The organism is Enterobacter sp. JUb54 (assembly GCF_014298075.1).
GTDB lineage: Bacteria > Pseudomonadota > Gammaproteobacteria > Enterobacterales > Enterobacteriaceae > Klebsiella > Klebsiella lignicola.
In genome coordinates, this window is sequence record NZ_CP060418.1 from 4,990,487 (window position 1) to 5,012,208 (window position 21,722).

Genomic DNA, 21,722 nt, shown 5'->3' on the forward strand with positions numbered 1-21,722 from the left:
TTGTTGTATTGAAAGTTGAATGTCCATCACAAAACAGACTTTGCCAGCCAATTAATCCATATCTTTGACCTGTCCTCCCTGACACATTGTCGCGTCAATCACGTACTTTCAGTGCACGTCTTACTTTGCTCAGGCAGGAAAAAATGACTTCAATCAGTGATGGCGTGACGGCAATACCGCGTAATCAGCGCGATACCCGACGCATGAACCAGTTCGTTTCGATTGCCGCCGCGGTGGCAGGTTTACTTTTTGGCCTCGATATTGGGGTCATTGCCGGGGCGTTGCCCTTCATTACCGACCATTTTGTCTTATCCAGCCGGCTTCAGGAGTGGGTGGTGAGCAGCATGATGCTGGGAGCGGCGATTGGCGCCTTGTTCAACGGCTGGCTCTCTTTTCGCCTTGGCCGCAAATACAGCCTGATGGTCGGAGCGGTCCTGTTTGTTGCCGGTTCTCTCGGTTCGGCATTTGCGACCAGCGTGGAAATGCTGCTGGCAGCGAGGATCGTGCTTGGCGTTGCCGTCGGGATCGCCTCCTATACCGCGCCGCTGTATCTTTCTGAAATGGCGAGTGAAAACGTCCGCGGCAAGATGATCAGCATGTATCAGCTGATGGTCACGCTGGGCATCGTGATGGCGTTCCTGTCCGATACCGCCTTCAGCTACAGCGGCAACTGGCGGGCGATGCTGGGGGTGCTGGCTCTGCCGGCGGTGCTGCTGATTATCCTGGTGATTTTCCTGCCGAACAGCCCGCGCTGGCTGGCGGAAAAAGGGCGCCATGTTGAAGCGGAAGAGGTCCTGCGCATGCTGCGTGATACCTCAGAAAAGGCCCGCGACGAGCTCAATGAAATCCGCGAAAGCCTGAAGCTGAAGCAGGGCGGTTGGGCGCTGTTTAAAATCAACCGTAACGTCCGTCGTGCGGTGTTCCTCGGCATGTTGTTGCAGGCGATGCAGCAATTTACCGGGATGAACATCATCATGTACTACGCGCCGCGTATTTTTAAAATGGCCGGTTTCACTACCACCGAACAGCAGATGATTGCGACCCTGGTGGTTGGCCTGACCTTTATGTTCGCCACCTTTATCGCCGTCTTTACCGTCGACAAGGCCGGGCGCAAACCGGCGCTGAAAATCGGCTTTAGCGTGATGGCGCTGGGAACCCTGGTGCTGGGCTACTGCCTGATGCAGTTCGATAATGGCACCGCCTCCAGCGGCCTTTCCTGGCTGTCGGTCGGCATGACCATGATGTGTATTGCTGGCTATGCGATGAGCGCCGCGCCGGTAGTGTGGATCCTGTGCTCCGAGATTCAGCCGCTGAAATGCCGCGACTTCGGGATCACCTGTTCCACCACCACCAACTGGGTGTCGAACATGATTATCGGCGCGACGTTCCTGACGCTGCTTGATTCGATTGGCGCCGCCGGCACCTTCTGGCTGTACACCGTTCTGAACGTCGCGTTCATCGGCGTGACCTTCTGGCTGATCCCGGAAACTAAAAACGTCACTCTCGAGCACATCGAACGCAAGCTGATGGCGGGCGAAAAGCTGCGCGATATCGGGATTTAATTACAGTGATGAGCGGGGTTGCCACGGGCTGGCGACGCGTACCGTCTCCCGATGGCTTTCCCCGTTAATGATATGCAGGGCGCTCAGGCGCCCGATATCGTAATGCGGTAGCTGCACCGTCGATAGCGGCGGTAAAAACAGATCGCCAATCCCCACCATATTGTCATAGCCCACCACCGCCACGTCCTGCGGGATCCGCAACCCCAGCCCCAGCAACGTTTGATAGACCATAAAGGCGATTCGGTCGTTACCGCAGATCACCGCGTCGAACTGCGCTTTCCCTTTGTGGATGCCGGCCAGCACCATGGCGGGAATATCATGATAGTGGCGATCGCCCAGGGTCATATAGTGATGGGTGAGCGTTTCCGGCGCGATACCGGCCTCCCGGCAGGCGCGTTCCAGCCCCCGACGGCGGCGCACGGTTGCCAGATGGTTTTGCGGAAGATGCAGGCACAGCGGGTTGCGATAGCCGGCGGCCAGCAGCGCCTGCACCGCGGCGTACTGACCCTGCTCATCATCCGGAATATAGCTGGCGACCGGATCGTTCAGGCTTTCGCAGTTGGCGAGGACGCAGGGCAGCGTCAGCAGTTTGGCCGGTACCGGCACCTGGCGCAGCCCCATGGTGGTGTAGATGATGCCGTCAGGACGGTGGGAGAGCAGCAGGTCGACGATGGTGTCCGGGCTGTCGTCGGAGAACATATTCACCACGAAGCTGTTCCAGCCGTGCGCTCGGGCGGTCTCTTCGATAGACAGCGTGATATCGACCGAAAACGGGGTGGTGACGGTATCCAGCGCCAGCACGCCGATGGTATTCGGCGTGGCGTGGGCGCCGCGGATTTTCTTGGCGGAAAGGTCAGGGACGTAGTTGGTCTGCTCGATGGCGGACTGCACGCGGGCCAGGGTCTCAGGCTTGAGACGCTCCGGGTTATTCAGCGCCCGCGAAACGGTCATCAGAGATACGTTTGCCAGTTTTGCCACATCTTTCAAGGATGCCATCTTTCATACTCCACCGTTGCTGCCCTGCCACAGGCTATACAACTAACTCACTGATGTAAAAGGATCATGCGATATTCTATCGCACGCGGTGTGGATGCTGGGCTGACGAATCTTTGATCGCGATCGCATCTCCATTATGTTAACGTTAACTTTTGTGATTAACATCATGTATCGCAGCAAAACGGCATGATTTATGTTTTTTGTTAACGTTACCATTGCATTCGTCACCCCTACACGAGCATGTCATGATGAAAGCACATCACTCTCACAGCTATCCGTTACTCAGTGCCTTACTGTTTTTCTTTTTTGTGACCTGGTCTTCCTCCGGCTCTTTGCTCTCTATCTGGCTGCACCAGGAAGTGGGGCTGAAGGCGGGCGATACCGGAATTATCTATGCCGTGCTGTCCGTGTCGGCGCTGTTTGCGCAGGTCTGCTACGGCTTTATTCAGGACAAGCTCGGGCTGCGTAAAAACCTGCTCTGGTATCTCACCGTGCTGCTGATCCTCTCGGGGCCGGCCTTTTTACTGTTTGGCTATCTGCTGAAAATGAACGTGCTGCTTGGCAGCATCTTCGGCGGGATCTATATCGGCTTAACTTTTAACGGCGGTATTGGCGTGCTTGAGTCCTACACCGAGCGCGTGGCGCGCCAGAGCCAGTTTGAGTTTGGCCGGGCGCGGATGTGGGGATCGCTGGGCTGGGCGGTGGCGACCTTTTTTGCCGGACTGCTGTTTAACATCAACCCGAAACTCAATTTTGCGGTCGCCAGCTGCTCCGGCCTGGTGTTCTTTATTCTGCTGGCGCGGCTGCGGGTCTCTTCCGCGCCGCAGGCCATGCAGGAAGCGATCGCGGGCGGCAAAGTGACGCTGGAAGATGCGTTGCGCTTGCTGACGCTGCCGCGCTTTTGGGCGCTGGTGTTTTTCGTCGTCGGCACCTGCATTTACGGCGTCTACGACCAGCAGTTCCCGGTCTATTTCTCCTCGCAGTTCGCGACCCTGCAGGAAGGGAACGCGATGTACGGCTATCTCAACTCATTCCAGGTGTTCCTGGAAGCCGCCGGCATGTTCTGCGCGCCGTGGCTGGTTAACCGCATCGGGGCGAAAAACGGGCTGATTTTTGCCGGGATGGTCATGGCGTTGCGGATGATCGCTTCTGGCCTGGTGGAAGGGCCGCTGCTGATTTCCATCACCAAGCTGCTGCACGCGGTGGAGCTGCCGGTGTTGCTGGTGGCGATTTTTAAATACAACAGCATCAACTTCGATAAACGCCTCTCTTCGACGCTGTATCTGGTCGGCTTCGCCTGCACCAGCTCGGTGATTGCCACGGTGCTGTCGCCGCTGGCGGGCTACAGCTACGAGATTTATGGCTTCGCCCGGTCCTATCTGATCATGGGCCTGCTGGTGTTCTGCACCACCTTTATCTCCATTTTCTTGTTGCGCTCCAGCCGGTCATCTTCGGATCCGCTGATGTCGCAACCCTCCGCTATCTGAATGAAAAGAGTGACGAATATGACTTACACCATTGCTAACGCCGAACAGGAACTGCAGCAGAAAAGCGACGCGTTGAATCCGCGCTGGTATCCCCGCTATCACCTCGCCGCACGGGCGGACTGGATCAATGACCCGAATGGCCTGGTCTGGTTTGACGGCTGGTATCACGCTTTTTATCAGCATCATCCGTACTCCACGCAGTGGGGACCGATGCACTGGGGCCACGCCCGTAGCAAGGATTTGGTTCACTGGGAGCATCTGCCGGTAGCGCTGGCGCCGGAAGGGCCGGAGGATAAAGACGGCTGCTTCTCCGGTTCCGCCGTGGTGGATGGCGATACCCTGGCGCTGATTTATACCGGGCATAAATTCCACGGTGAGGCCGGCAACGAAGAACATCTTTATCAGGTTCAGTGCCTGGCCACCAGCCGCGATGGCGTGCACTTCGAGCGTCAGGGAACGGTGCTGGATACGCCGCCGGGGCTGCATCATTTTCGCGATCCGAAGGTGTGGCGTGAAGGGGAAAACTGGTACATGGTGGTCGGCGCCCGCGTCGGCGATACCGGGCAGGTGCGGCTGTACCGCTCGGCCGACCTGCGCCAGTGGCACGATGAAGGGATCCTTGATGAAGCCGAAGCCGGGATGGGCTATATGTGGGAGTGTCCCGACTTCTTTACCCTTGGCGAGAAGCGGGTGCTGATGTTCTCGCCCCAGGGCATCGCGGCGGAGGGCTATCGCAACCGGAATCTGTTCCAGAGCGGCTACCTGACCGGCGATTGGCAGCCCGGGCAGCCGTTTGTCCGCGACGGCGAGTTTGTCGAGCTGGATCTCGGCCATGATTTTTATGCGCCGCAAAGTTTCCTGACGCCCGACGGCCGTCGCCTGATTATCGGCTGGCTGGATATGTGGGAATCGCCGCTCCCGGAACAGGAGGATGGCTGGTCAGGGATGCTCTCGCTGCCGCGGGAGCTGACGCTGGGAGCGGACAATCGTCTGCTGATGCGCCCGGCACAAGAGGTGGAGTGCCTGCGCGGCGCCTGGTTCCCCTGGCCGGTGAGCGCCCTGAACAACCAGCAGTCGCTGATGGTGGAAAACGCTGAAGCGATGGAGGTGATTCTGCACTGGGATTGCGCCGGCAGCACTGCGGAACAGTATGGGCTGAGCTATGGCGACGGCCTGCGCATTTACGTTGATGCCCAGATGCAGCGGCTGGTCGTGGAACGCCACTATCCGCAGCACGGGCTGTGCGGGGTTCGCAGCGCCGCGATCTCCCTGACGTCGCCGCTCACGCTGCGCCTGTTTTTCGATCGGTCTTCGGTGGAAGTGTTTGTCAATGACGGTGAGGCCTGCCTGAGCAGCCGTATTTACCCGGAGGCTGAGCGCCGGTCGCTGTCGTTATTCGCCTGCAACGGTAGCGCGCTGCTCTCGGAAGCCGGCGCCTGGCAGCTAGAGTAATCGGCCAGATTGTGGAAGCCCCGTCCGTGATGCCGGACGGGGAGTCACAAGGTTCAGACTTCGGCCAGATACAGCGCCGGCATGCCTTCTTTGTCAGAGGTAAACAGCACCCAGCGGTTATCCGGTGAAAACGAAGGGTGGGGGTGGCTGACCTGACGTTCGCCGTTGATCACCGTCCAGGTGGAGTCATGGCGGCACAGCGCTTTCTGCTCGCCAGAGCGCAGATCGAACAGCCAGATGTAGGGATCGTTAAGCTGAATATCGCCGGTATGATGAGGCGAACCGTCGCCGACCACCAGCGAGCCATCATGGTTGCTCATCAGGTGAGAGCAGGGCGGGATCGTCATTAGCTGGTGGTTCTCCAGGGTCGCCGGATCGGCGCGCCAGAGATAGCGGTGCGGATCGTTCTCCTGATGGGCGACGTAGTACAGCGCCGAACCGTCGGGAACCCAGAACTCATGGGTGAAACTTTCCCCGGGCTGGTGCTGACGGACTTTACGCATATTGCTGCCATCGGCGTCGATAAGCCACATTCTGGCGTCGATCGCATCGCGCGGACCTTCATGGCAGAAGGCAACCGTGCGGTCATCAAACGGCCGGTAGATCGGATGGCCCAGCCAGCGTTTTTCCTGCAACACCACGCGCTGTTCGCCGCTATGCAGATCGATGTCGATCAGCCGACACTCGGGTTCGGTAAAGTAAAAGGCGCGGAATTTGCCCCAGTCGGTCAGCGGCTGCCAGTCGCTTTTTTTGATCTCAATTCCCACCAGTTTGCTGCCATCGCTGTTCGCTACCCAGGTGCCGTACGCCACCCACTCATCATCCACTTCGTAGACAACCTGTTCTTCCAGCGAGGCCAGATCCACCCGGCGCAACTGATGGTTATTTTTGACGTACCACAGCGAGCGGTCATCGGCGGATAAGAAGCCGCCAAAGGTGTTGTCGCCGGGACCGTCGGTTAGCTGCATCGCCTGCTGCGCGGCGATGTCTAACAGATAGTAGTTCCAGTGGCCTTCAAATCCGCCACCAAACAGCAGTTTACCTCCGTCGCGGGTGAAGCATTTTTGATAGAAGTAGTTGCGGTGGCAGATGACGTGTGGGGGCGTCATCCGGATCACCCGATGACCGGTTTCGCTGTCTTCCGTGGTGCGAAAATTCAGCGGGATGATTTTGCCTTTCATGACTCACTCCTGATAAAAAAATACCCCGCAGCTGGCGCGGCGGGGTAGGGACAGTGATATCGGATTAACGCATCGCGCGGCGCAGAATACGGTCAGACTGACGCTGGAAGTCTTCCGCTGTCTCTTCAACGGTTTTTTTGCCGTAGTCGATGTACTGCAGCGAAGTACCAAACTGAGCCACGATCTGCGGGTCATCAAAGTATGGCGAAACCGGCAGCTTGGTTGGCAGCGATTGCGCCAGCTTCAGACCAGCAACCGCCGGGTCATCGGCTTTAATGGTGCCGTCTTCGGTCAGGAATTGCACCGCCACTTTGCTCAGCGGCACGCCGCGCTCCAGGCCGAGGGTATCGACCCCTTCTTTGCTGTTCAGCAGGAAGTTAATCACTTTTGCTGCCGCTTCCGGATTTTTCGTCGATTTACCGATCGACAGCATCTGTGCTGGTTTAAAGAACAGACCGGCATCGGTAGCGCCCGGCAGCATCGGGTAGGCGCCCAGATCCAGTTTTGCTGGTGGCTTCAGGTTATCGGAGTATTTGTTGATGGTGGAGTTCCACATATAGGTTCCTCCCCATTCGCCCTGGATCCACGGCTTCATTTCGTACATGTTGCTCTTACCGAAAGAGGCATAGTACTTGGTGTCCGGCATCACGTGGCTGTCGACCAGCTTTTTGTACATCTGGAAGAATTCCACCCACTGCTCTTTGCTGTAGGAGAATTTCTTCGTTTTTTCATCGATAGCCGGCTGGTTATATTTCTGAATCATATAGGAATTCAGCAGAGCCAGCGTATCCTGGTGCTCCAGCACTACCGGGTAGTACTGTTTACCCAGTTTGCTCTCAAAGGTTTTCCCGGCTGCCATCAGCTCGTCCCAGGTTTTTGGGTATTCGACGCCGGCTTTCTTCCAGGTTTCATCGTTGAAGTAGAACACGCGAGCGGTGACGGAGATCGGGATCCCGTTGAGCTTGCCGTTCACGGTGGTGGATTGCAGTTCTTTCGGATCGAACTGGCTCAGGTCGATCACGTCCTTCATCTTGTTCAGGTCGTAGAAGCCCTCACCGTTTTTCGAGAAGATCGGCAGCCAGTTCCAGTTGGTCTGCATCACATCCGGCTCGGTTCCCCCGGCGATCTGGGTGGTCAGGCGCGACAGGTGGCCATCCCAACCGGTGTATTCGGCTTTAACGTTAATATCCGGATTTTGTTTATGAAACTCTTCCAGCGCCTTCAGAGTGACCTGGTGACGGCCGTTGCCGCCCCACCAGGACATACGTAAATCAACATCCTTCGCCATAGAAGGCAATGCGGTCAGGCCCAGAGTTGCGGAGATTGCGGCGCTTAAAAGCACTTTTTTCATTTTAATACTCCAGTAGTTACAGAGAGATATTCTGTTCTGTAGTGGCATCAAAGAGATGGCACTTGTTCATATCGAATTTGAACCAAACCTTACGGTGAAGCCCTTTTTCAATCATCGGTTTTGCTTCATCGGAAGGAACGCGGGCGGTCAGTTCATAGTCGGCGACCTTCAGGTAGACGAAGAACTCGTGACCCATATTCTCGACGCGGACCATTTCGCCGGAGCAACCGCCTTCGGCAAAAGGTTCATCGGCAATGGAGACGAACTCCGGACGTACGCCGTAGAACAGCGACTGATCGGTGTGGCTGCTGGCTTTCTCCTGCAGCGCCGCGCTTAACGGCAGCAGTTCATCACCAATGGTCAGGTGCAGACGACCGGCGCGATCCACCAGTTTACTCTGGCGGATGTTCATCTCTGGTGCGCCGATAAAGCCGGCCACGAACATGTTTTTCGGTTTATGGTACAGGTTGTCCGGCGTATCGACCTGCATGATATGACCCAGCTTCATCACGCAGATACGGTCACCCATGGTCATCGCTTCGGTCTGATCGTGGGTTACGTAGACGGTGGTGGCTGGCTTGCCGGATTTCTTCAGCTGCTTGTGCAGGTCGGAAATACGGATACGCATCGAGGCACGCAGTTTCGCATCGAGGTTAGACAGCGGTTCATCGAACAGGAACACGTCCGGTTTTTTGACGATGGCGCGACCGACCGCGACACGCTGTGCCTGGCCGCCGGAAAGCTGGCGCGGCAGACGGTCAAGCAGCTCTTCCAGCTCCAGAATTTTGGCCGCTTCATTCACCTGGCTTTCAATCTGCTCTTTAGGCAGCTTGCTGAGCTTGAGGCCAAAGGCCAGGTTCTCACGCACGGTCATGTGCGGGTAGAGAGCATAGTTCTGGAACACCATCGCGATACCGCGCGATTTTGGCGCAAGGTTGTTGACGATTTTCTCACCGATGCGCACTTCGCCACCGCTGATGGTTTCCAGTCCTGCCAGCATGCGCAGGGTGGTGGATTTGGCACAGCCGGATGGCCCGACGATAACCATAAATTCGCCATCCGCAATTTTCAGGTCGATAGCATGTACCGCTTTGAAGCCGTTGGAGTAAACTTTTTCCAGTTTTTTGAAAATAACTTCAGCCATGATATTTCCCTCTTAACCTTTAATTCCGCTGCTGGTAACGCCCTGTACGAAGTAGCGTTGTGCCAGGAAGAACACGATGATGGACGGCAGAATGGAGATACTCGCCATTGCCAGAATTTCGTTCCACGGAGCGCCTTCCGTGACGTCGATGGACATTTTCAGTGCCAGCGCGATTGGGTATTTATCAACGCTGTAGACATAGATCAGTGGGCCGATAAAGTCGTTCATTGACCACATGAACTGGAACAACGCCACGGAGATGATCGCTGGTTTCAGAATCGGTACCACCACATACCACAGCACCTGGATAGAGTTACAGCCATCAATCTGCGCCGCTTCTTCCATATCACGCGGTACACCGCGCAGGAACTGAATCAGCATGAAGACGAAGAACCCTTGGGTCGCGAATGCCAGCGGCAGATACAGCGGCAGATAGCTGTTCAGCATGCCCATTTCACGGAACATCAGGTACTGCGGGATCAGCAGGACGGTGCTTGGCAGCAGCATGGTGGTGATCAGGGTCGCGAACCAGAATTTCTTCCACGGGATCTCGAAGCGGGCAAAGCCGTACGCCACGATGGTGGAGGAGATAATGGTCAGCAGCACTTTCGGGATCACATACTTGAAGGTGTTCAGCATGTAGTGACCGAAGTTGTACTCGGTGCCGGTTTTCCAGCCGTTAATAAAGCCATCCCAGGTGGCATGAGCCGGCCACAGGCTCAGGGTGGTGAAGATCTCATGGTTCGGTTTGAACGACGCAGAGAACATCCACACCAGCGGATAGAGCATCAGCAGGCCAACGAACAGCAGGATTACGTAGCGGATCATCCGGCTGATTTTTTCGCGACGCAGAGTACGGGCAACCTCACGTTCCGCAATTTCCATCGCCGGGGTCATTTGTTGGATATCAGCCATTTTTGCCTCCCTTATCGGCGGAGTAGAACACCCAGTATTTCGATGACTTGAACGCGATGGCGGCAAAGACCGCGACGACGAGGAACAGCACCCACGCGAGCGCGGCACCATAGCCCATATCAAAGTACTTAAAGGCCGTATCGTAGATGTAGAGCGAGAACAGATAGGTGGAGTAGGTTGGGCCGCCGCCGGTGATAACGTACGGTCCGGTAAACTCCTGGAATGCCTGAGTTGTCTGCATGATGAAGTTGAAGAAGATAACCGGCGTAATCAGCGGCACGGTCACTTTCATAAACATCTGCCACTTCGAAGCACCGTCGATCATCGCCGCTTCATACTGTGACTGCGGGACGTTCTGCAGCGCTGCGAGGAAGATAACCATCGCAGAACCGAACTGCCAGACGCGCAGCAGCGTCACGGACATCAGCGCCAGAGACGGTTCGCCGAGCCAGTTCACCGGGTCAAAGCCCAGCACGCCGATAAAGCTGTTCAGCAGGCCATCGATCGCAAACAGGGCACGCCACAGGACGGCAATGGCCACCGAGCTGCCGAGAATCGAAGGGATGTAGTAAGCGGTACGGAAAAAGCCGATGCCGCGCAGTTTAAAGTTGAGAACAAAGGCAATGCCTAACGCAAAAGCCAGTTTTAACGGGATCGTTAAAAAGACGTAAGCAAAGGTCACGCCCATGGATTTCCAGAAGAGCGAATCTTCGGTCAACATGTAGCGATAGTTTTCAATGCCGTTAAAGACCGGCGGACTCATCAAATCGTACTCAGTGAAACTGAGGAAGAAAGATGAAACAAAGGGAAAAGCGGTAAAGAGTATCAGCCCGATGATATAGGGCGATATCCATGCCAATCCCAGCATCTTGTTTTCATTCATACATACCTACCTGGCTTACGAGTTTGTAAAACGGATTCGGTGTAATGGCTTTTTCCGTGCCGACGTTCGGCAGGAAAGTTAATCTGGTGCTGGTGTCTTCGCTGGCGTTAGCTTCCTTTTTAACCTTGTGTTTATTATTGAGGGTTGCTCGCAGCTTCCCTGCTGAACCTGTTCGTTTCGTTTTTTACCTACCCGACGTCTTAGTTTTATAAAACGCCGTTTTATTTTTATTTTATTGCTATTTATTACAGAGTCATTCGATTCATAACGGAAATGTGATCGAAGTCGAAACGATGTTTCAAAAAATGCGAGTAGTGAACGATTTCTGTAGGGCGCGGGGCGGGGAAAAAGGGCGAGGCGGGGATTTGAACTATATGGAGTGATAATAAATAGTGAGCTAATGATTTGTTCGTAGAGGATTTTTTTGGTTAACGGAGCTGATGAGAGCAAGGGCGCCGTTGCGCGAAGGGGGCATGTCAGGAATGCCCCCTGATGGGACTAGTTTTACAAGAAATCTTCACGGATTGGGGTGAAGGTGTCCAGCAAGGTGCCCGGCTTCAGGCAGATGCAGCCGTGCATGATATGCGGTTTCTTATAGAGGGTATCGCCGGCGCGGACCACGTGCTTCTCTTCGCCGATGGTGAACTCAAATTCACCGGAAAGCACATAGGTCAGCTGCTCATGCGGGTGGTTGTGCATCGGCCCGATGGCGCCGACGTCGAAATTGACCTCGACGGCCATCATGTGACCGTCGTGCGCCAGGATACGACGGGTGACGCCATTGCCCAGATCTTCAAGGGTGGTCTCTTTGTGAAAAATAAACATCCGGCAGTCCTGTTGTTAAGTGAAACAATGTTTCATTTAATTTATATCAGATTGCCTTGAAAAGAAACGATCGACAAGAGAAGTGGAAAGTTGATCACAAGTTTGTTTCACTGGAACAAACCCTGTTAAGGAGCAAATGATGAAAACGATTGGCCTGTTGGGCGGCATGAGCTGGGAATCCACCATCCCCTATTACCGCCTGATTAATGAAGGCGTCAAGGCGCGCCTGGGCGGGCTGCACTCGGCCAGCCTGCTGCTGCATAGCGTTGATTTCCATGAAATCGAAGCCTGCCAGTCTTCAGGGCAATGGGATCGTGCCGGGGAGATCCTGGCGCAGGCGGCGTATGGCCTGCAACAGGCCGGCGCGGAAGGGATCGTGCTGTGTACCAATACGATGCACAAGGTGGCGGAGGCTATCGAAAACCGCTGTGAGGTGCCGTTCCTGCATATTGCCGATGGCACCGGGCGGGCGATTAGCGCCCAGGGGCAACGTCGCGTGGCGCTGCTCGGCACCCGCTATACCATGGAACAGGATTTTTATCGTGGCCGCCTGCAGCAGCAGTTCGCCATCGAGACCCTGATCCCCTCCGCCGACGATCGCCAGCGCATTAACGAGATCATTTTTGACGAGCTGTGCCTCGGGACATTTAGCGAGGCGTCACGCGATATCTACCTGCAGATCATCGCGGAGCTGGCGGATCAGGGGGCTGAAGCGGTGATCTTTGGCTGCACCGAGATTGGCCTGCTGGTTCCCCCGGCGCTCAGCCCGCTGCCGGTGTTTGATACCACGGCGATTCACGCCAGCGATGCGGTGAATTTCATGCTCTCTTAAGTACCGCTTCGAGCGGTGCCTGAATGCGCGTCAGGCTGCTTTGCAGATGCTGAATAAACGCCTCGACCAGCGCCGAACCGGGGCGATGCAGCGGGCGGATCAGGCTGACGGTAAACGGGACATCGACGCTAAAGCGGCGCACCACCACGCCGCTCTCGGCATAGTCGAGGGCGGTCAGCGGGTTGACGACGGAGATGCCGACGCCTGCCCGCACCATCGCACAAATGGAGGCCGCGCTGTGGGTCTCCACCACCATCCGGCGTTTGATCTGATGCTCCTGGAACAGGGCGTCAAGCAGTTGGCGATAGCTGTCGGTACGCGACAGGCTGATATAGTTTTCACCGTGGAAATCCGCCGGCGTCAGCACCGGTTTGCTGGCAAGCGGATGGTCCTGCGGCAGCACGCAGACTTCGTTGAGGGTCAGCAGCGGCGTACGCTCGGTGCCGGCGGGGGTGTGCAGGGTTTCCGTCAGGCCGAGATCGTGGCGCTGGGCGGAGAGCCACTCCTCCAGCAGCGGTGACTCCTGGGGGACGATGTGCAGGCTGACTTCCGGATAGCGCGCCAGAAACGGCTGCAGCAGCAGCGGTAGAAACGACTGGGAAAACACCGGCAGACAGACCACCGACAGTTCCCCCTGGCGGAACTCGCGCAGGCTTTCCGCGGCGCTGACGATACGGTCCAGCCCGTACCACGAGCGCTGCACCTCTTCGAACAGCCGTAGCCCCTGTACCGTCGGCTGCAAACGCCCACGGGCGCGGGTAAACAGCGTCAGCCCGATCACCTTCTCAAAACGCGCCAGCTCCCGGCTGACGGTCGGCTGGGAAGTGTGCAACAGCTGCGCCGCTTCGGTCAGGTTGCCGGTGGTCATCACCGCGTGGAAGATTTCAATATGACGCAAATTGACGGCTGGCATAGCGACTCGCAGAAAGTGTCCGGTATCCATATCATTTTTGCATAGAGTCACGATAAAACGATATTTTTTATTCTCTTCACCCTATGGCGTAATCATAAAAAAACACGCACAGCACAGACAACACCGGAGTTCACCATGCCACGCTCGCTTTATGCCACCGATACCGACCTGACCGCCGAGCATCTGCTCCGCCTGCCTGCCGAATTTGGCTGCCCGGTGTGGGTCTATGACGCGCAGATTATCCGCCGCCAGATTGCCCAGCTCAGCCAATTCGATGTGGTGCGCTTCGCCCAGAAAGCCTGCTCCAACATCCATATTCTGCGCCTGATGCGCGAGCAGGGAGTGAAGGTGGATTCGGTCTCGCTGGGGGAAATCGAGCGCGCGCTGGCGGCAGGGTACGATCCGCAGCAGCATCCGGAAGACATCGTGTTTACCGCCGACCTGATCGACGACGCGACGCTGGAACGCGTCAAAGCGTTACAGATCCCGGTCAACGCCGGTTCGGTCGATATGCTGAGCCAGCTAGGGGAGGTCTCGCCGGGCCATCGCGTGTGGCTGCGCGTTAACCCGGGCTTCGGCCACGGCCACAGCCAAAAAACCAATACCGGCGGCGAAAACAGCAAACACGGGATCTGGTACAGCCATCTGCCGGCGGCGCTGGAAGTGATCCGCCGCTATCAGCTGCAGCTGGTGGGGATCCACATGCACATTGGTTCCGGGGTCGATTATGGCCACCTCGAACAGGTGTGCGGCGCGATGGTGCGCCAGGTGATTGAATTTGGTCAGGATCTGCAGGCGATCTCCGCCGGCGGCGGCCTGTCGATCCCCTATCGTGAAGGCGAAGAGACGATCGATACCGATCACTACTACGGTCTGTGGAACGCCGCGCGGGAACAGATCGCAAAACACCTGGGTCATCCGGTGAAGCTCGAAATCGAGCCTGGCCGTTTCCTGGTGGCGGAATCCGGGGTGCTGGTCTCCCAGGTACGCAGCGTTAAAGAGATGGGCAGCCGCCACTTTGTGCTGATTGACGCCGGGTTTAACGATCTGATGCGTCCGTCGATGTACGGCAGCTATCACCATATTTCAGCGCTGGCGGCAGATGGCCGCGACCTGCGCGATGCGCCGCTGGTCGAGACCGTGGTGGCCGGGCCGCTGTGCGAATCCGGCGACGTCTTTACCCAGCAGGAAGGGGGCAAAGTGGAAACGCGTCTGCTGCCGGACGTGGCGCCGGGCGACTATCTGGTTCTGCATGATACCGGCGCGTACGGGGCGTCAATGTCCTCAAACTACAACAGCCGTCCGCTGCTGCCGGAAGTGCTGTTCGACAACGGACACGCGCGGCTGATCCGTCGTCGGCAGACTATTCAGGAGCTGCTTGTCTTAGAGCAGTGCTAAAAAAAGGTCCCGTCGATACCGAGTCGCGCAACACCAGCGTGCCGGTAAACGGCGGGATCGTTTCGATCGGCTGGTCATTGGCGAGCTTAATGGCCTGATCGATGGCGGTGGTGATCATGTTATCGATCGGCAGATAGACCGTCGACAGGCCCGGCTCCAGCCATTTTGCGCTAGGGGCATCATCAAAACCGAACAACGAAATATCCTGCGGGATCCGCAGCCCTGCCTGGTGCAGCGCCTTTGAAGCCCCTAACGCCATATCATCGTTACAGGAAAACAGCGCGCTGAACGTGGTTTTCTCTGCCAGCAGCTCGCAGCACAGCTCGTAGCCGCGGGTCATCGTCGAATCGCCGTATTTCACTTTTTCCGGGTCCCACGCAATCCCGTTCTTTTTCAGCGCCTTGCGATAACCCTGCAGGCGGGCTTTACCGGTCGGCGTGTGCATCGGTACGGTGATACAGGCGATGTCGCGGTGGCCCTGGTGAATCAGATAATCCACCGCCTGGAAAGCCGCATCTTCCTGCTCGAAGAAGACGCAGCGCTCCCGCGCCAGGCTGACGTCACGGTTAATCACCACCAGCGGCATATCGATGGATTCGATCAGCGACATGATCTTTTTTTCGCTCATGTGGCGGGTATAGAGAATGATGGCATCGCACTGGCGGTCGGCGAGCATCTGCACCGCCTCTTCTTCACGCTCCGGCGCATCGTGGCCGTCGGTGACGATCAGCTGTTTTCCCCAGGCTTCCGTCTGCCGTGAGGCCTGCTGTAACAGGCGACCAAAGTAGAAGCCATCGAAGGTGGAGACCACCAGACCGATGCTGTTGCTTGTGCGGTTCGCCAGTGAACGCGCGAGAAAGTTTGGCCGATATCCCAGCTCTTCCATCGCCTTGAAAACCTGTTGGCGGGTGCTCTCTTTTACCTGACCTGTGCCGTTCAACACGCGGGATACCGTCGCTTTAGAGACGCCTGCGCGAATTGAGACATCCAGCATTGTTGCCATTGATCGTTTCCTGATATCACGTGATAGGCCGCAGTTTATCACAGACATTCAGAGGGATATGCGCTCAACGGAGAGCAAACAACCATCGCGATCACGCTTTTTACAGGAACTGCGCGTCGCGAAAAGTGAACCCACACATGCGGTATACCAATATTAAATATTCTAATAATTTGGAATACCACATCGCGCGTTGAGAGTTGAGTCACAGAACTTTTTACCACCAGTGACTATTTTTTGGTATGCCAAAAGGTGTTTAGCAGTACACCTTGTGTGCTAAAAAGCCCTTAAACCAGAGGTATCCTTTATGGCATTGCAGGAAAAACTGATCGACTCGCTGGGGAGTTTCGCCACGACATTCAACAGCTACCGCTACATCATGGCGATAAAATCCGCTTTTATTACCCTGATGCCGGTGATCATCGTTGGCGCCTTCTCGGTGCTGATTTCAAACATGGTGCTGGATCCGAAGAACGGGCTCGCCAGCTTTCAGTCGCTGTCATTCCTCGCCGCCCTGAAGCCCATTACCGGGGCGATTAACTACGCCACCCTGAACTTCCTGAATATCGGTGCGGTGTTCCTGATCGGGATCGAGCTGGGGCGCATCAACGGTATTAAAAGCCTGTTTCCCGGCCTGCTGGCGGTTATCTGCTTTATCTGCGTGACGCCGACCACCGTCGAAATGATGGTCGACGGGCAGATGCGTGAAGTGAAAGATGTCCTGATGCGTCAGTTCTCCGATACCCGCAGCCTGTTCCTCGGCATGTTTATCGCCATTCTGTCGGTGGAGATTTACTGCTGGCTGGAGGGGCGCAAGGGGCTGAAGATCAAGATGCCGGATACCGTGCCGCCAAACGTCTCGGCCTCATTTTCGGCGCTGATCCCGGCGATCATTACCACCACGGCGATCGCCACCTTTGGCTTTATTTTCCATCAGGTCACCGGCATGTATCTGTATGACGCCATCTACCAGGTGGTGCAGCAACCGCTGGAACGCGTGATGCAAAGCCTGCCGGGGATCCTGCTGCTGATGTTTGTCGCTCAGCTGTTCTGGGTTATCGGCATTCATGGCAATCAGATGATTAAACCGATCCGCGAACCGCTGCTGCTGGGGGCCATTACCGTCAACATGAGCGCCTTTGAGCAGGGCAAAGAGGTGCCTAACATCATCACTATGCCGTTCTGGGATGTGTATATGAGCATCGGCGGCTCGGGGCTGACCATCGGGCTGCTGATTGCGGTGATGATCGCCACTAAACGCAAAGAGATGAAAGAGATCGCCAAGCTGTCGATAGGGCCTGGGCTGTTCAATATCAACGAGCCGGTGATTTTCGGCATGCCGATTATGCTCAATCCGATCCTCGCCATCCCGTTTATCATCACGCCGCTGGTGACCGGCAGCATCGGCTACTTTGCGACGGTGACCGGATTTGCCGGTAAAGCCGTGGTGATGGTGCCGTGGACCACGCCGCCATTGATTAACGCCTGGCTCTCCACCGCCGGTTCGATGGGGGCAGTCGTGACCCAGCTTATCTGCATCGTCACCGCGGTGATTATCTATCTGCCCTTTGTGAAGATCGCCTCGCGCCGGGCGGAAATTGCCCAGCGTGAAGCAGAAAATGCACAGATCGCCAACAACGCATGAGGATGTCATGAGCACGAAAAGGATTGCGATTCCCCACGATTTTATCCTGGGAGCGGCCGCTTCCGCCTGGCAGACCGAAGGGTGGAGCGGCAAGAAAGAGGGCCAGGATTCCTGGCCCGATCTGTGGTACAAGAACGACCGCCATGTCTGGCATAACGGCTATGGCCCGGCGGTGGCGACCGACTTTATCAACCGCTTTCGCGAAGATGTTCAGCTGATGAAGCTGGCGGGGCTGACCCACTACCGGACCTCGATTAACTGGTCGCGCTTTCTGACCGACTATGAAAACGTCATCGTCGACGAAAGCTACGCTGCCTACTACGACCAGCTGTTCGATGAACTGCTGGCCAACGGTATCGAGCCGATGATCTGCCTTGAGCACTATGAGCTGCCAGGGTATCTGCTGGAGCACTACGGCGGCTGGGGCTCGAAAAAGGTGGTGGAGCTGTTCGTGCGTTACGCGGAGAAGGTGTTTGCCCGCTACCACCATAAAGTGACGCGCTGGTTTACCTTCAATGAACCGATTGTGGTGCAGACCCGGGTTTACCTTGATGCGCTGCGCTGGCCCTACGAGCAGAACACCGCAAAATGGATGCAGTGGAATCACCATAAGGTGCTGGCGACGGCGAAGGTGGTGGCGTTGTTCCGCGAGAAGGGCTATCGCGGCACGGTGGGCTGTATCCTGAACCCGGAAGTGACCTATCCGCGCTCGCAGGTGCCGCACGATCTTCATGCCGCCGAGATGTACGATCTGTTCTATAACCGTGTCTTCCTCGATCCGCTGGTGCACGGCGCCTATCCGCCGGCGTTGTTCGCGCTGCTCGAACAGCACCATGTGCGCTGGGACTACAACGATCGCGAGCTGGCAATTATTCGCGACAACACCGTCGATGAGCTGGGGATTAACCTCTATTACCCGCATCGGGTGAAGGCGCCATCGCGGGCCTGGCATCCGCAGACGCCATTTCATCCGGCCTACTATTATGAACCCTTCGAGCTGCCGGGGCGGCGGATGAACAACTCCCGCGGCTGGGAAATTTACCCGCGCATTGTTTTCGATATGGCGATGCGCATCAAAGACGACTATCGCAACATCCCGTGGTTTGTGGCGGAAAGCGGTATGGGCGTGGAAAACGAAGGGCAGTTTCGTAACCGCGAAGGCACCATCGCGGACGACTACCGGATCCGTTTTATCGGCGAACATCTCTGGCAAGCGCTGCGCGCGCGGGAAGAGGGCGCCAACTGCCACGGCTATATGCTGTGGGCCTTTACTGACAATGTGTCGCCGATGAACGCCTTTAAAAACCGCTACGGGCTGATTGAAATCGATCTGCAAAACCAGCGTGCACGGCGGCCTAAGGCCTCCGCCAGCTGGTTCCGTACGTTAGGAGAAAGACGCGAACTGACGCTGGATATCGACGATGAGTGGCGCTAGCCCGGCGTAAACTTTGCTAAGATAGCGCCGATATGGATTCCCTCGCAGACAACGCACAGGTGATATTGTGGAGAAGGCTATCATTCCGCCGGAAAAGAAACCCTACCAGGAAATTGGTGATGATTTACGCGCACAGATTGCGCAGGGGCGCTATCCCGTTGGCTCGCGCCTGCCGCCGGAACGCAATATCGCCGAAACCTATGGCGTCAGCCGGACTATCGTCCGGGAAGCGCTGCTGATGCTGGAGCTTCAGGGAACCGTCGATATTCGCCAGGGCTCCGGGGTCTATGTCATGCGCATTCCGCACGAGGACGACAGCGAGGAAGAGCAGATGCTGAGCAGCGACGTCGGACCGTTTGAAATTCTCCAGGCGCGCCAGCTGCTGGAGAGCAACATCGCCGCCTTCGCCGCTAAAATGGCCACCCGCGCCGATATCGATAATCTCAAACGTATTATCGAACAGGAGCAGCGGGCGATTGCGACCAATGACACGGCCCAGGATAACGCCCGGCTGTTTCACCTGGTGCTGGCCGGGGCGACGCAAAACCAGATGCTGCTGGCCACCGTGGAGCGGATCTGGCTGCAGATGGACAGCAGCCCGCTGTGGCAACAGTTTAATGCGCATATCGCCAGCCGCGCCTACCGCCTGAAGTGGCTGGGGGACCGGCAAACGATCCTCGCCGCGCTACGTCGGCGCGATGTGATGGGGGCCTGGCAGGCGATGTGGCAGCACCTCGAAAACGTCAAAAACAGTCTGCTGGAGCTGTCTGATGAAGACGCGCCGGATTTTGACGGCTATCTGTTTGAGTCCGTACCTATTTTTCAGGGAAAGCTGGTATGACAATCCTGCCGCTGTATGCCGCACCGCAGCACGCGGAGCAGGTGACGGAATGGTTGTGGCAGGCCTTCGGTGGGGAGACGCTGCCGCGGCCCTTTTTTGCCAGCATCATCGCGCACAGTCAGGAACCGGAGGCGCTGCCGATCACCTTTATCGCCGTCGAGGGCGACCGGCTGTTGGGAACGGTGGGGCTATGGCGCTGTGATTTAATCAGCCGCCAGGATCTGTTTCCGTGGATGGCGGCGCTGTACGTTGCCGAGGACGCGCGAGGCCAGGGGCTCGCCGGAGCACTGCAGCAGCAGGCGATCGCCTATGCCCGCCAGCGCGGGTATCCGCAGCTTTATCTTTACTCCGGTTGCCGCGATTTTTATGAGCGCTTTGGCTGGCACTATATCGGCGAAGGCCTGGATTACCCGGCCACCGCCGTGAGCCTCTACCGCTACGATTTATCGCTTTCCGACGGTGCGCTGACCGAGTGACGGCGAACCAGCGTCGGGCTGAACAGATGGGTGATTTCCGGTGCTGCACGTTGATCTGCCAGCGCCAGCGCCAGTTCTGCGGCCTGAGTTGCCATGGTTACGATAGGGTAACGCACGGTGGTCAGCCGTGGGCGAACGTAGCGCGAGATCAGCACATCATCGAAGCCAATCAGTGAAATTTCCCGCGGTACATCAATACCATTGTCATTAAGCACGCCCATGGCGCCCGCCGCCATCGAGTCGTTATAGCAGGCCACGGCGGTAAAATTGCGCCCGCGTCCCAGCAGTTCCGTCATCGCCAGTTCACCCCCGCTTTCGTCAGGTTCCGCAAAGGTCACCAGCCGATCGTGGCAGGGTAAACCGCTCTCTTTTAAGGCGTCGTAATAGCCCTGCAGGCGGTCTTCGGCATCGGAAATCGCGTGGTTGGAGCACAGATAGCCGATACGGGTGTGTCCCTGTTGGATCAGGTGACGGGTCGCCAGCCAGGCGCCGTAGCGGTCATCCAGCGCCACGCAACGTTGTTCAAAGCCCGTCAGAATACGGTTGATAAGCACCATGCCGGGGATCTGTTTCATCAACCCGGCGAGCTCGTCATCAGGGATCATTTTGGCGTGTACCACCAGCGCGGCACAGCGATGGCGGATGAGCTGTTCAATGGCCTGGCGCTCTTTCTTCACGCTGTGGTAGCCGTTACCGATCAGCAAAAAGTTACCGGTGTGGTAGGCCACCTGTTCGACGGCTTTGACCATCGCGCCAAAAAAGGGGTCGGACACATCGCCCACCACCAGACCGACGGTTTCTGTCGACTGCTGGGCCAGCGCGCGGGCATTGGCGTTGGGATGATAATTCAGCGTTTCCATCGCCGCGGTGACAGACTGGCGCGAGGTTTCACTGGCTTTGGGGGAGTTATTGATCACGCGGGATACGGTAGCGACGGACACTCCAGCGAGTCGGGCTACATCCTTTATTGTCGCCATACCTGACCTTTTATAGGGTAAGCGTTTACATAAAGGTTATGTTACGGGAAAGCGCGGCAGATTCAAGGCTGGCGGCATCTGCTATCACGCAAATGTGATACAGATTTGCCTTAACGGTGACAAAGTTACACAGCGATTGCGCGCGGGAACAGCGAATGAAACCGGGAAGGGAAGATTCACACCTTTGGTTACACTTTGCGATTAGCTGTTGCGAATGTTCGCTGGTTTATCCATTCAATGCATTGATATTCTGGCTATCCCAGAGGTATTGATAGGTGGAGTCAACGGTTACGTTGGCCACTCTAATTACACCAGCCTGCGCAGATGCGCAGGTTTTTTTTATTCTGAATTCCGCACCCTACACTGCATTCCCGCCTCTTCTCGTGTAACCTGCTTTGACTTACTCACC

At 56.7% G+C, this 21,722-nt stretch carries 19 protein-coding genes and 2 pseudogenes; 11 read left to right on the forward strand and 10 right to left on the reverse strand.

Annotated features, from left to right (window positions below; translation table 11 throughout):
• Positions 1–143: 143 nt before the first annotated feature.
• The gene (locus HF679_RS23230; RefSeq protein ID WP_123756641.1) at positions 144–1,562 is read left to right on the forward strand and encodes a sugar porter family MFS transporter; all 1,419 of its coding nucleotides are present in this window, start codon (positions 144–146) and stop codon (positions 1,560–1,562) included.
• Here the strand turns inward: HF679_RS23230 and HF679_RS23235 are convergent, their stop codons facing one another.
• On the reverse strand, positions 1,563–2,558 hold the full coding sequence (locus HF679_RS23235; protein WP_187042419.1) for a LacI family DNA-binding transcriptional regulator: 996 nt from the start codon (positions 2,556–2,558) through the stop codon (positions 1,563–1,565).
• A 109-nt stretch (positions 2,559–2,667) separates the two neighbouring features.
• Here HF679_RS23235 and HF679_RS23240 point away from each other — a divergent pair.
• The 3 genes and pseudogenes from HF679_RS23240 to HF679_RS23250 form a co-directional block, all read left to right on the forward strand.
• A pseudogene (locus HF679_RS23240) lies at positions 2,668–2,745 on the forward strand (hypothetical protein); the annotation flags it as partial.
• A gap of 58 nt (positions 2,746–2,803) precedes the next feature.
• Entirely contained in the window at positions 2,804–4,045 is a 1,242-nt protein-coding gene (locus HF679_RS23245) for an MFS transporter (protein ID WP_123756643.1), read from the forward strand.
• Positions 4,046–4,063: 18 nt separating this feature from the next.
• A complete protein-coding gene (locus tag HF679_RS23250; RefSeq protein ID WP_187042420.1) occupies positions 4,064–5,497 on the forward strand; it encodes a glycoside hydrolase family 32 protein in 1,434 nt (477 codons plus the stop codon).
• A gap of 53 nt (positions 5,498–5,550) precedes the next feature.
• Here HF679_RS23250 and HF679_RS23255 read toward each other — a convergent pair whose 3' ends face one another.
• The 6 genes from HF679_RS23255 to HF679_RS23280 form a co-directional block, all read right to left on the reverse strand.
• Entirely contained in the window at positions 5,551–6,678 is a 1,128-nt protein-coding gene (locus HF679_RS23255) for an oligogalacturonate lyase family protein (RefSeq protein ID WP_123756645.1), read from the reverse strand.
• A gap of 64 nt (positions 6,679–6,742) precedes the next feature.
• On the reverse strand, positions 6,743–8,029 hold the full coding sequence (locus HF679_RS23260) for an ABC transporter substrate-binding protein (RefSeq protein WP_123756646.1): 1,287 nt from the start codon (positions 8,027–8,029) through the stop codon (positions 6,743–6,745).
• A gap of 16 nt (positions 8,030–8,045) precedes the next feature.
• Positions 8,046–9,173, reverse strand: coding sequence for an ABC transporter ATP-binding protein (locus HF679_RS23265; protein WP_123756647.1), 1,128 nt, complete (start codon positions 9,171–9,173; stop codon positions 8,046–8,048).
• 12 nt (positions 9,174–9,185) lie between these two features.
• Complete coding sequence (locus HF679_RS23270) at positions 9,186–10,088, reverse strand: carbohydrate ABC transporter permease (RefSeq protein WP_123756648.1); 903 nt, start codon at positions 10,086–10,088, stop codon at positions 9,186–9,188.
• Entirely contained in the window at positions 10,081–10,971 is an 891-nt protein-coding gene (locus tag HF679_RS23275) for a carbohydrate ABC transporter permease (protein ID WP_123756649.1), read from the reverse strand. Before HF679_RS23275 ends, HF679_RS23270 begins: the two co-directional genes overlap by 8 nt.
• A 504-nt stretch (positions 10,972–11,475) precedes the next feature.
• Positions 11,476–11,796 carry a cupin domain-containing protein gene (locus HF679_RS23280; protein ID WP_123756650.1) on the reverse strand — a complete coding sequence of 107 codons (321 nt, stop codon included), beginning with the start codon at positions 11,794–11,796 and terminating at the stop codon, positions 11,476–11,478.
• A gap of 139 nt (positions 11,797–11,935) precedes the next feature.
• Between HF679_RS23280 and HF679_RS23285 the strand changes: the two genes are divergently transcribed.
• A complete protein-coding gene (locus tag HF679_RS23285) occupies positions 11,936–12,628 on the forward strand; it encodes an aspartate/glutamate racemase (RefSeq protein ID WP_123756651.1) in 693 nt (230 codons plus the stop codon).
• Here HF679_RS23285 and HF679_RS23290 read toward each other — a convergent pair.
• Positions 12,615–13,541 carry a LysR family transcriptional regulator gene (locus HF679_RS23290; protein WP_123756652.1) on the reverse strand — a complete coding sequence of 309 codons (927 nt, stop codon included), beginning with the start codon at positions 13,539–13,541 and terminating at the stop codon, positions 12,615–12,617. The two genes, HF679_RS23285 and HF679_RS23290, sit on opposite strands and share 14 nt — an antisense overlap.
• 135 nt (positions 13,542–13,676) lie before the next feature.
• Between HF679_RS23290 and lysA the strand changes: the two genes are divergently transcribed.
• Positions 13,677–14,939 (forward strand): diaminopimelate decarboxylase, encoded by a 1,263-nt coding sequence (gene lysA, locus HF679_RS23295; RefSeq protein WP_123756653.1) that lies wholly within the window; start codon positions 13,677–13,679, stop codon positions 14,937–14,939.
• On the opposite strand, the gene HF679_RS23300 is transcribed toward lysA, so the two are convergent.
• Complete coding sequence (locus tag HF679_RS23300; protein ID WP_187043083.1) at positions 14,905–15,933, reverse strand: LacI family DNA-binding transcriptional regulator; 1,029 nt, start codon at positions 15,931–15,933, stop codon at positions 14,905–14,907. The genes lysA and HF679_RS23300 overlap by 35 nt on opposite strands.
• Before the next feature lie 313 nt (positions 15,934–16,246).
• Between HF679_RS23300 and HF679_RS23305 the strand changes: the two genes are divergently transcribed.
• From HF679_RS23305 to HF679_RS23320, 4 genes are all read left to right on the forward strand, one after another.
• A complete protein-coding gene (locus HF679_RS23305) occupies positions 16,247–17,584 on the forward strand; it encodes a PTS sugar transporter subunit IIC (RefSeq protein WP_154144000.1) in 1,338 nt (445 codons plus the stop codon).
• Between the two features lie 7 nt (positions 17,585–17,591).
• The gene (locus HF679_RS23310; protein WP_123756656.1) at positions 17,592–19,019 is read left to right on the forward strand and encodes a glycoside hydrolase family 1 protein; all 1,428 of its coding nucleotides are present in this window, start codon (positions 17,592–17,594) and stop codon (positions 19,017–19,019) included.
• 67 nt (positions 19,020–19,086) lie between these two features.
• The gene (locus HF679_RS23315; RefSeq protein ID WP_123756657.1) at positions 19,087–19,860 is read left to right on the forward strand and encodes a GntR family transcriptional regulator; all 774 of its coding nucleotides are present in this window, start codon (positions 19,087–19,089) and stop codon (positions 19,858–19,860) included.
• Entirely contained in the window at positions 19,857–20,336 is a 480-nt protein-coding gene (locus HF679_RS23320; RefSeq protein WP_123756658.1) for a GNAT family N-acetyltransferase, read from the forward strand. The genes HF679_RS23315 and HF679_RS23320 overlap by 4 nt, the downstream gene beginning before the upstream one ends.
• Here HF679_RS23320 and galR read toward each other — a convergent pair.
• Positions 20,297–21,313, reverse strand: coding sequence for an HTH-type transcriptional regulator GalR (gene galR / locus HF679_RS23325; RefSeq protein ID WP_187042421.1), 1,017 nt, complete (start codon positions 21,311–21,313; stop codon positions 20,297–20,299). The two genes, HF679_RS23320 and galR, sit on opposite strands and share 40 nt — an antisense overlap.
• A 103-nt stretch (positions 21,314–21,416) precedes the next feature.
• Here galR and HF679_RS23330 point away from each other — a divergent pair.
• A pseudogene (locus tag HF679_RS23330) lies at positions 21,417–21,702 on the forward strand (hypothetical protein).
• The last annotated feature ends 20 nt before the right edge of the window (positions 21,703–21,722 follow it).

Excerpts from the sequence above, each read along its gene's own strand:
- HF679_RS23275 (WP_123756649.1), bottom strand. The coding sequence starts at position 10,971 with ATGAATGAAAACAAGATGCTGGGATTGGCATGGATATCGCCCTATATC.
- HF679_RS23270 (WP_123756648.1), bottom strand. The coding sequence starts at position 10,088 with ATGGCTGATATCCAACAAATGACCCCGGCGATGGAAATTGCGGAACGT.
- HF679_RS23230 (WP_123756641.1), top strand. The coding sequence starts at position 144 with ATGACTTCAATCAGTGATGGCGTGACGGCAATACCGCGTAATCAGCGC.
- HF679_RS23300 (WP_187043083.1), bottom strand. The coding sequence starts at position 15,933 with ATGCTGGATGTCTCAATTCGCGCAGGCGTCTCTAAAGCGACGGTATCC.
- HF679_RS23260 (WP_123756646.1), bottom strand. The coding sequence starts at position 8,029 with ATGAAAAAAGTGCTTTTAAGCGCCGCAATCTCCGCAACTCTGGGCCTG.
- HF679_RS23245 (WP_123756643.1), top strand. The coding sequence starts at position 2,804 with ATGATGAAAGCACATCACTCTCACAGCTATCCGTTACTCAGTGCCTTA.
- HF679_RS23285 (WP_123756651.1), top strand. The coding sequence starts at position 11,936 with ATGAAAACGATTGGCCTGTTGGGCGGCATGAGCTGGGAATCCACCATC.
- HF679_RS23235 (WP_187042419.1), bottom strand. The coding sequence starts at position 2,558 with ATGGCATCCTTGAAAGATGTGGCAAAACTGGCAAACGTATCTCTGATG.
- HF679_RS23250 (WP_187042420.1), top strand. The coding sequence starts at position 4,064 with ATGACTTACACCATTGCTAACGCCGAACAGGAACTGCAGCAGAAAAGC.
- galR (WP_187042421.1), bottom strand. The coding sequence starts at position 21,313 with ATGGCGACAATAAAGGATGTAGCCCGACTCGCTGGAGTGTCCGTCGCT.
- HF679_RS23310 (WP_123756656.1), top strand. The coding sequence starts at position 17,592 with ATGAGCACGAAAAGGATTGCGATTCCCCACGATTTTATCCTGGGAGCG.
- HF679_RS23280 (WP_123756650.1), bottom strand. The coding sequence starts at position 11,796 with ATGTTTATTTTTCACAAAGAGACCACCCTTGAAGATCTGGGCAATGGC.
- HF679_RS23290 (WP_123756652.1), bottom strand. The coding sequence starts at position 13,541 with ATGCCAGCCGTCAATTTGCGTCATATTGAAATCTTCCACGCGGTGATG.
- lysA (WP_123756653.1), top strand. The coding sequence starts at position 13,677 with ATGCCACGCTCGCTTTATGCCACCGATACCGACCTGACCGCCGAGCAT.
- HF679_RS23305 (WP_154144000.1), top strand. The coding sequence starts at position 16,247 with ATGGCATTGCAGGAAAAACTGATCGACTCGCTGGGGAGTTTCGCCACG.
- HF679_RS23320 (WP_123756658.1), top strand. The coding sequence starts at position 19,857 with ATGACAATCCTGCCGCTGTATGCCGCACCGCAGCACGCGGAGCAGGTG.
- HF679_RS23255 (WP_123756645.1), bottom strand. The coding sequence starts at position 6,678 with ATGAAAGGCAAAATCATCCCGCTGAATTTTCGCACCACGGAAGACAGC.
- HF679_RS23265 (WP_123756647.1), bottom strand. The coding sequence starts at position 9,173 with ATGGCTGAAGTTATTTTCAAAAAACTGGAAAAAGTTTACTCCAACGGC.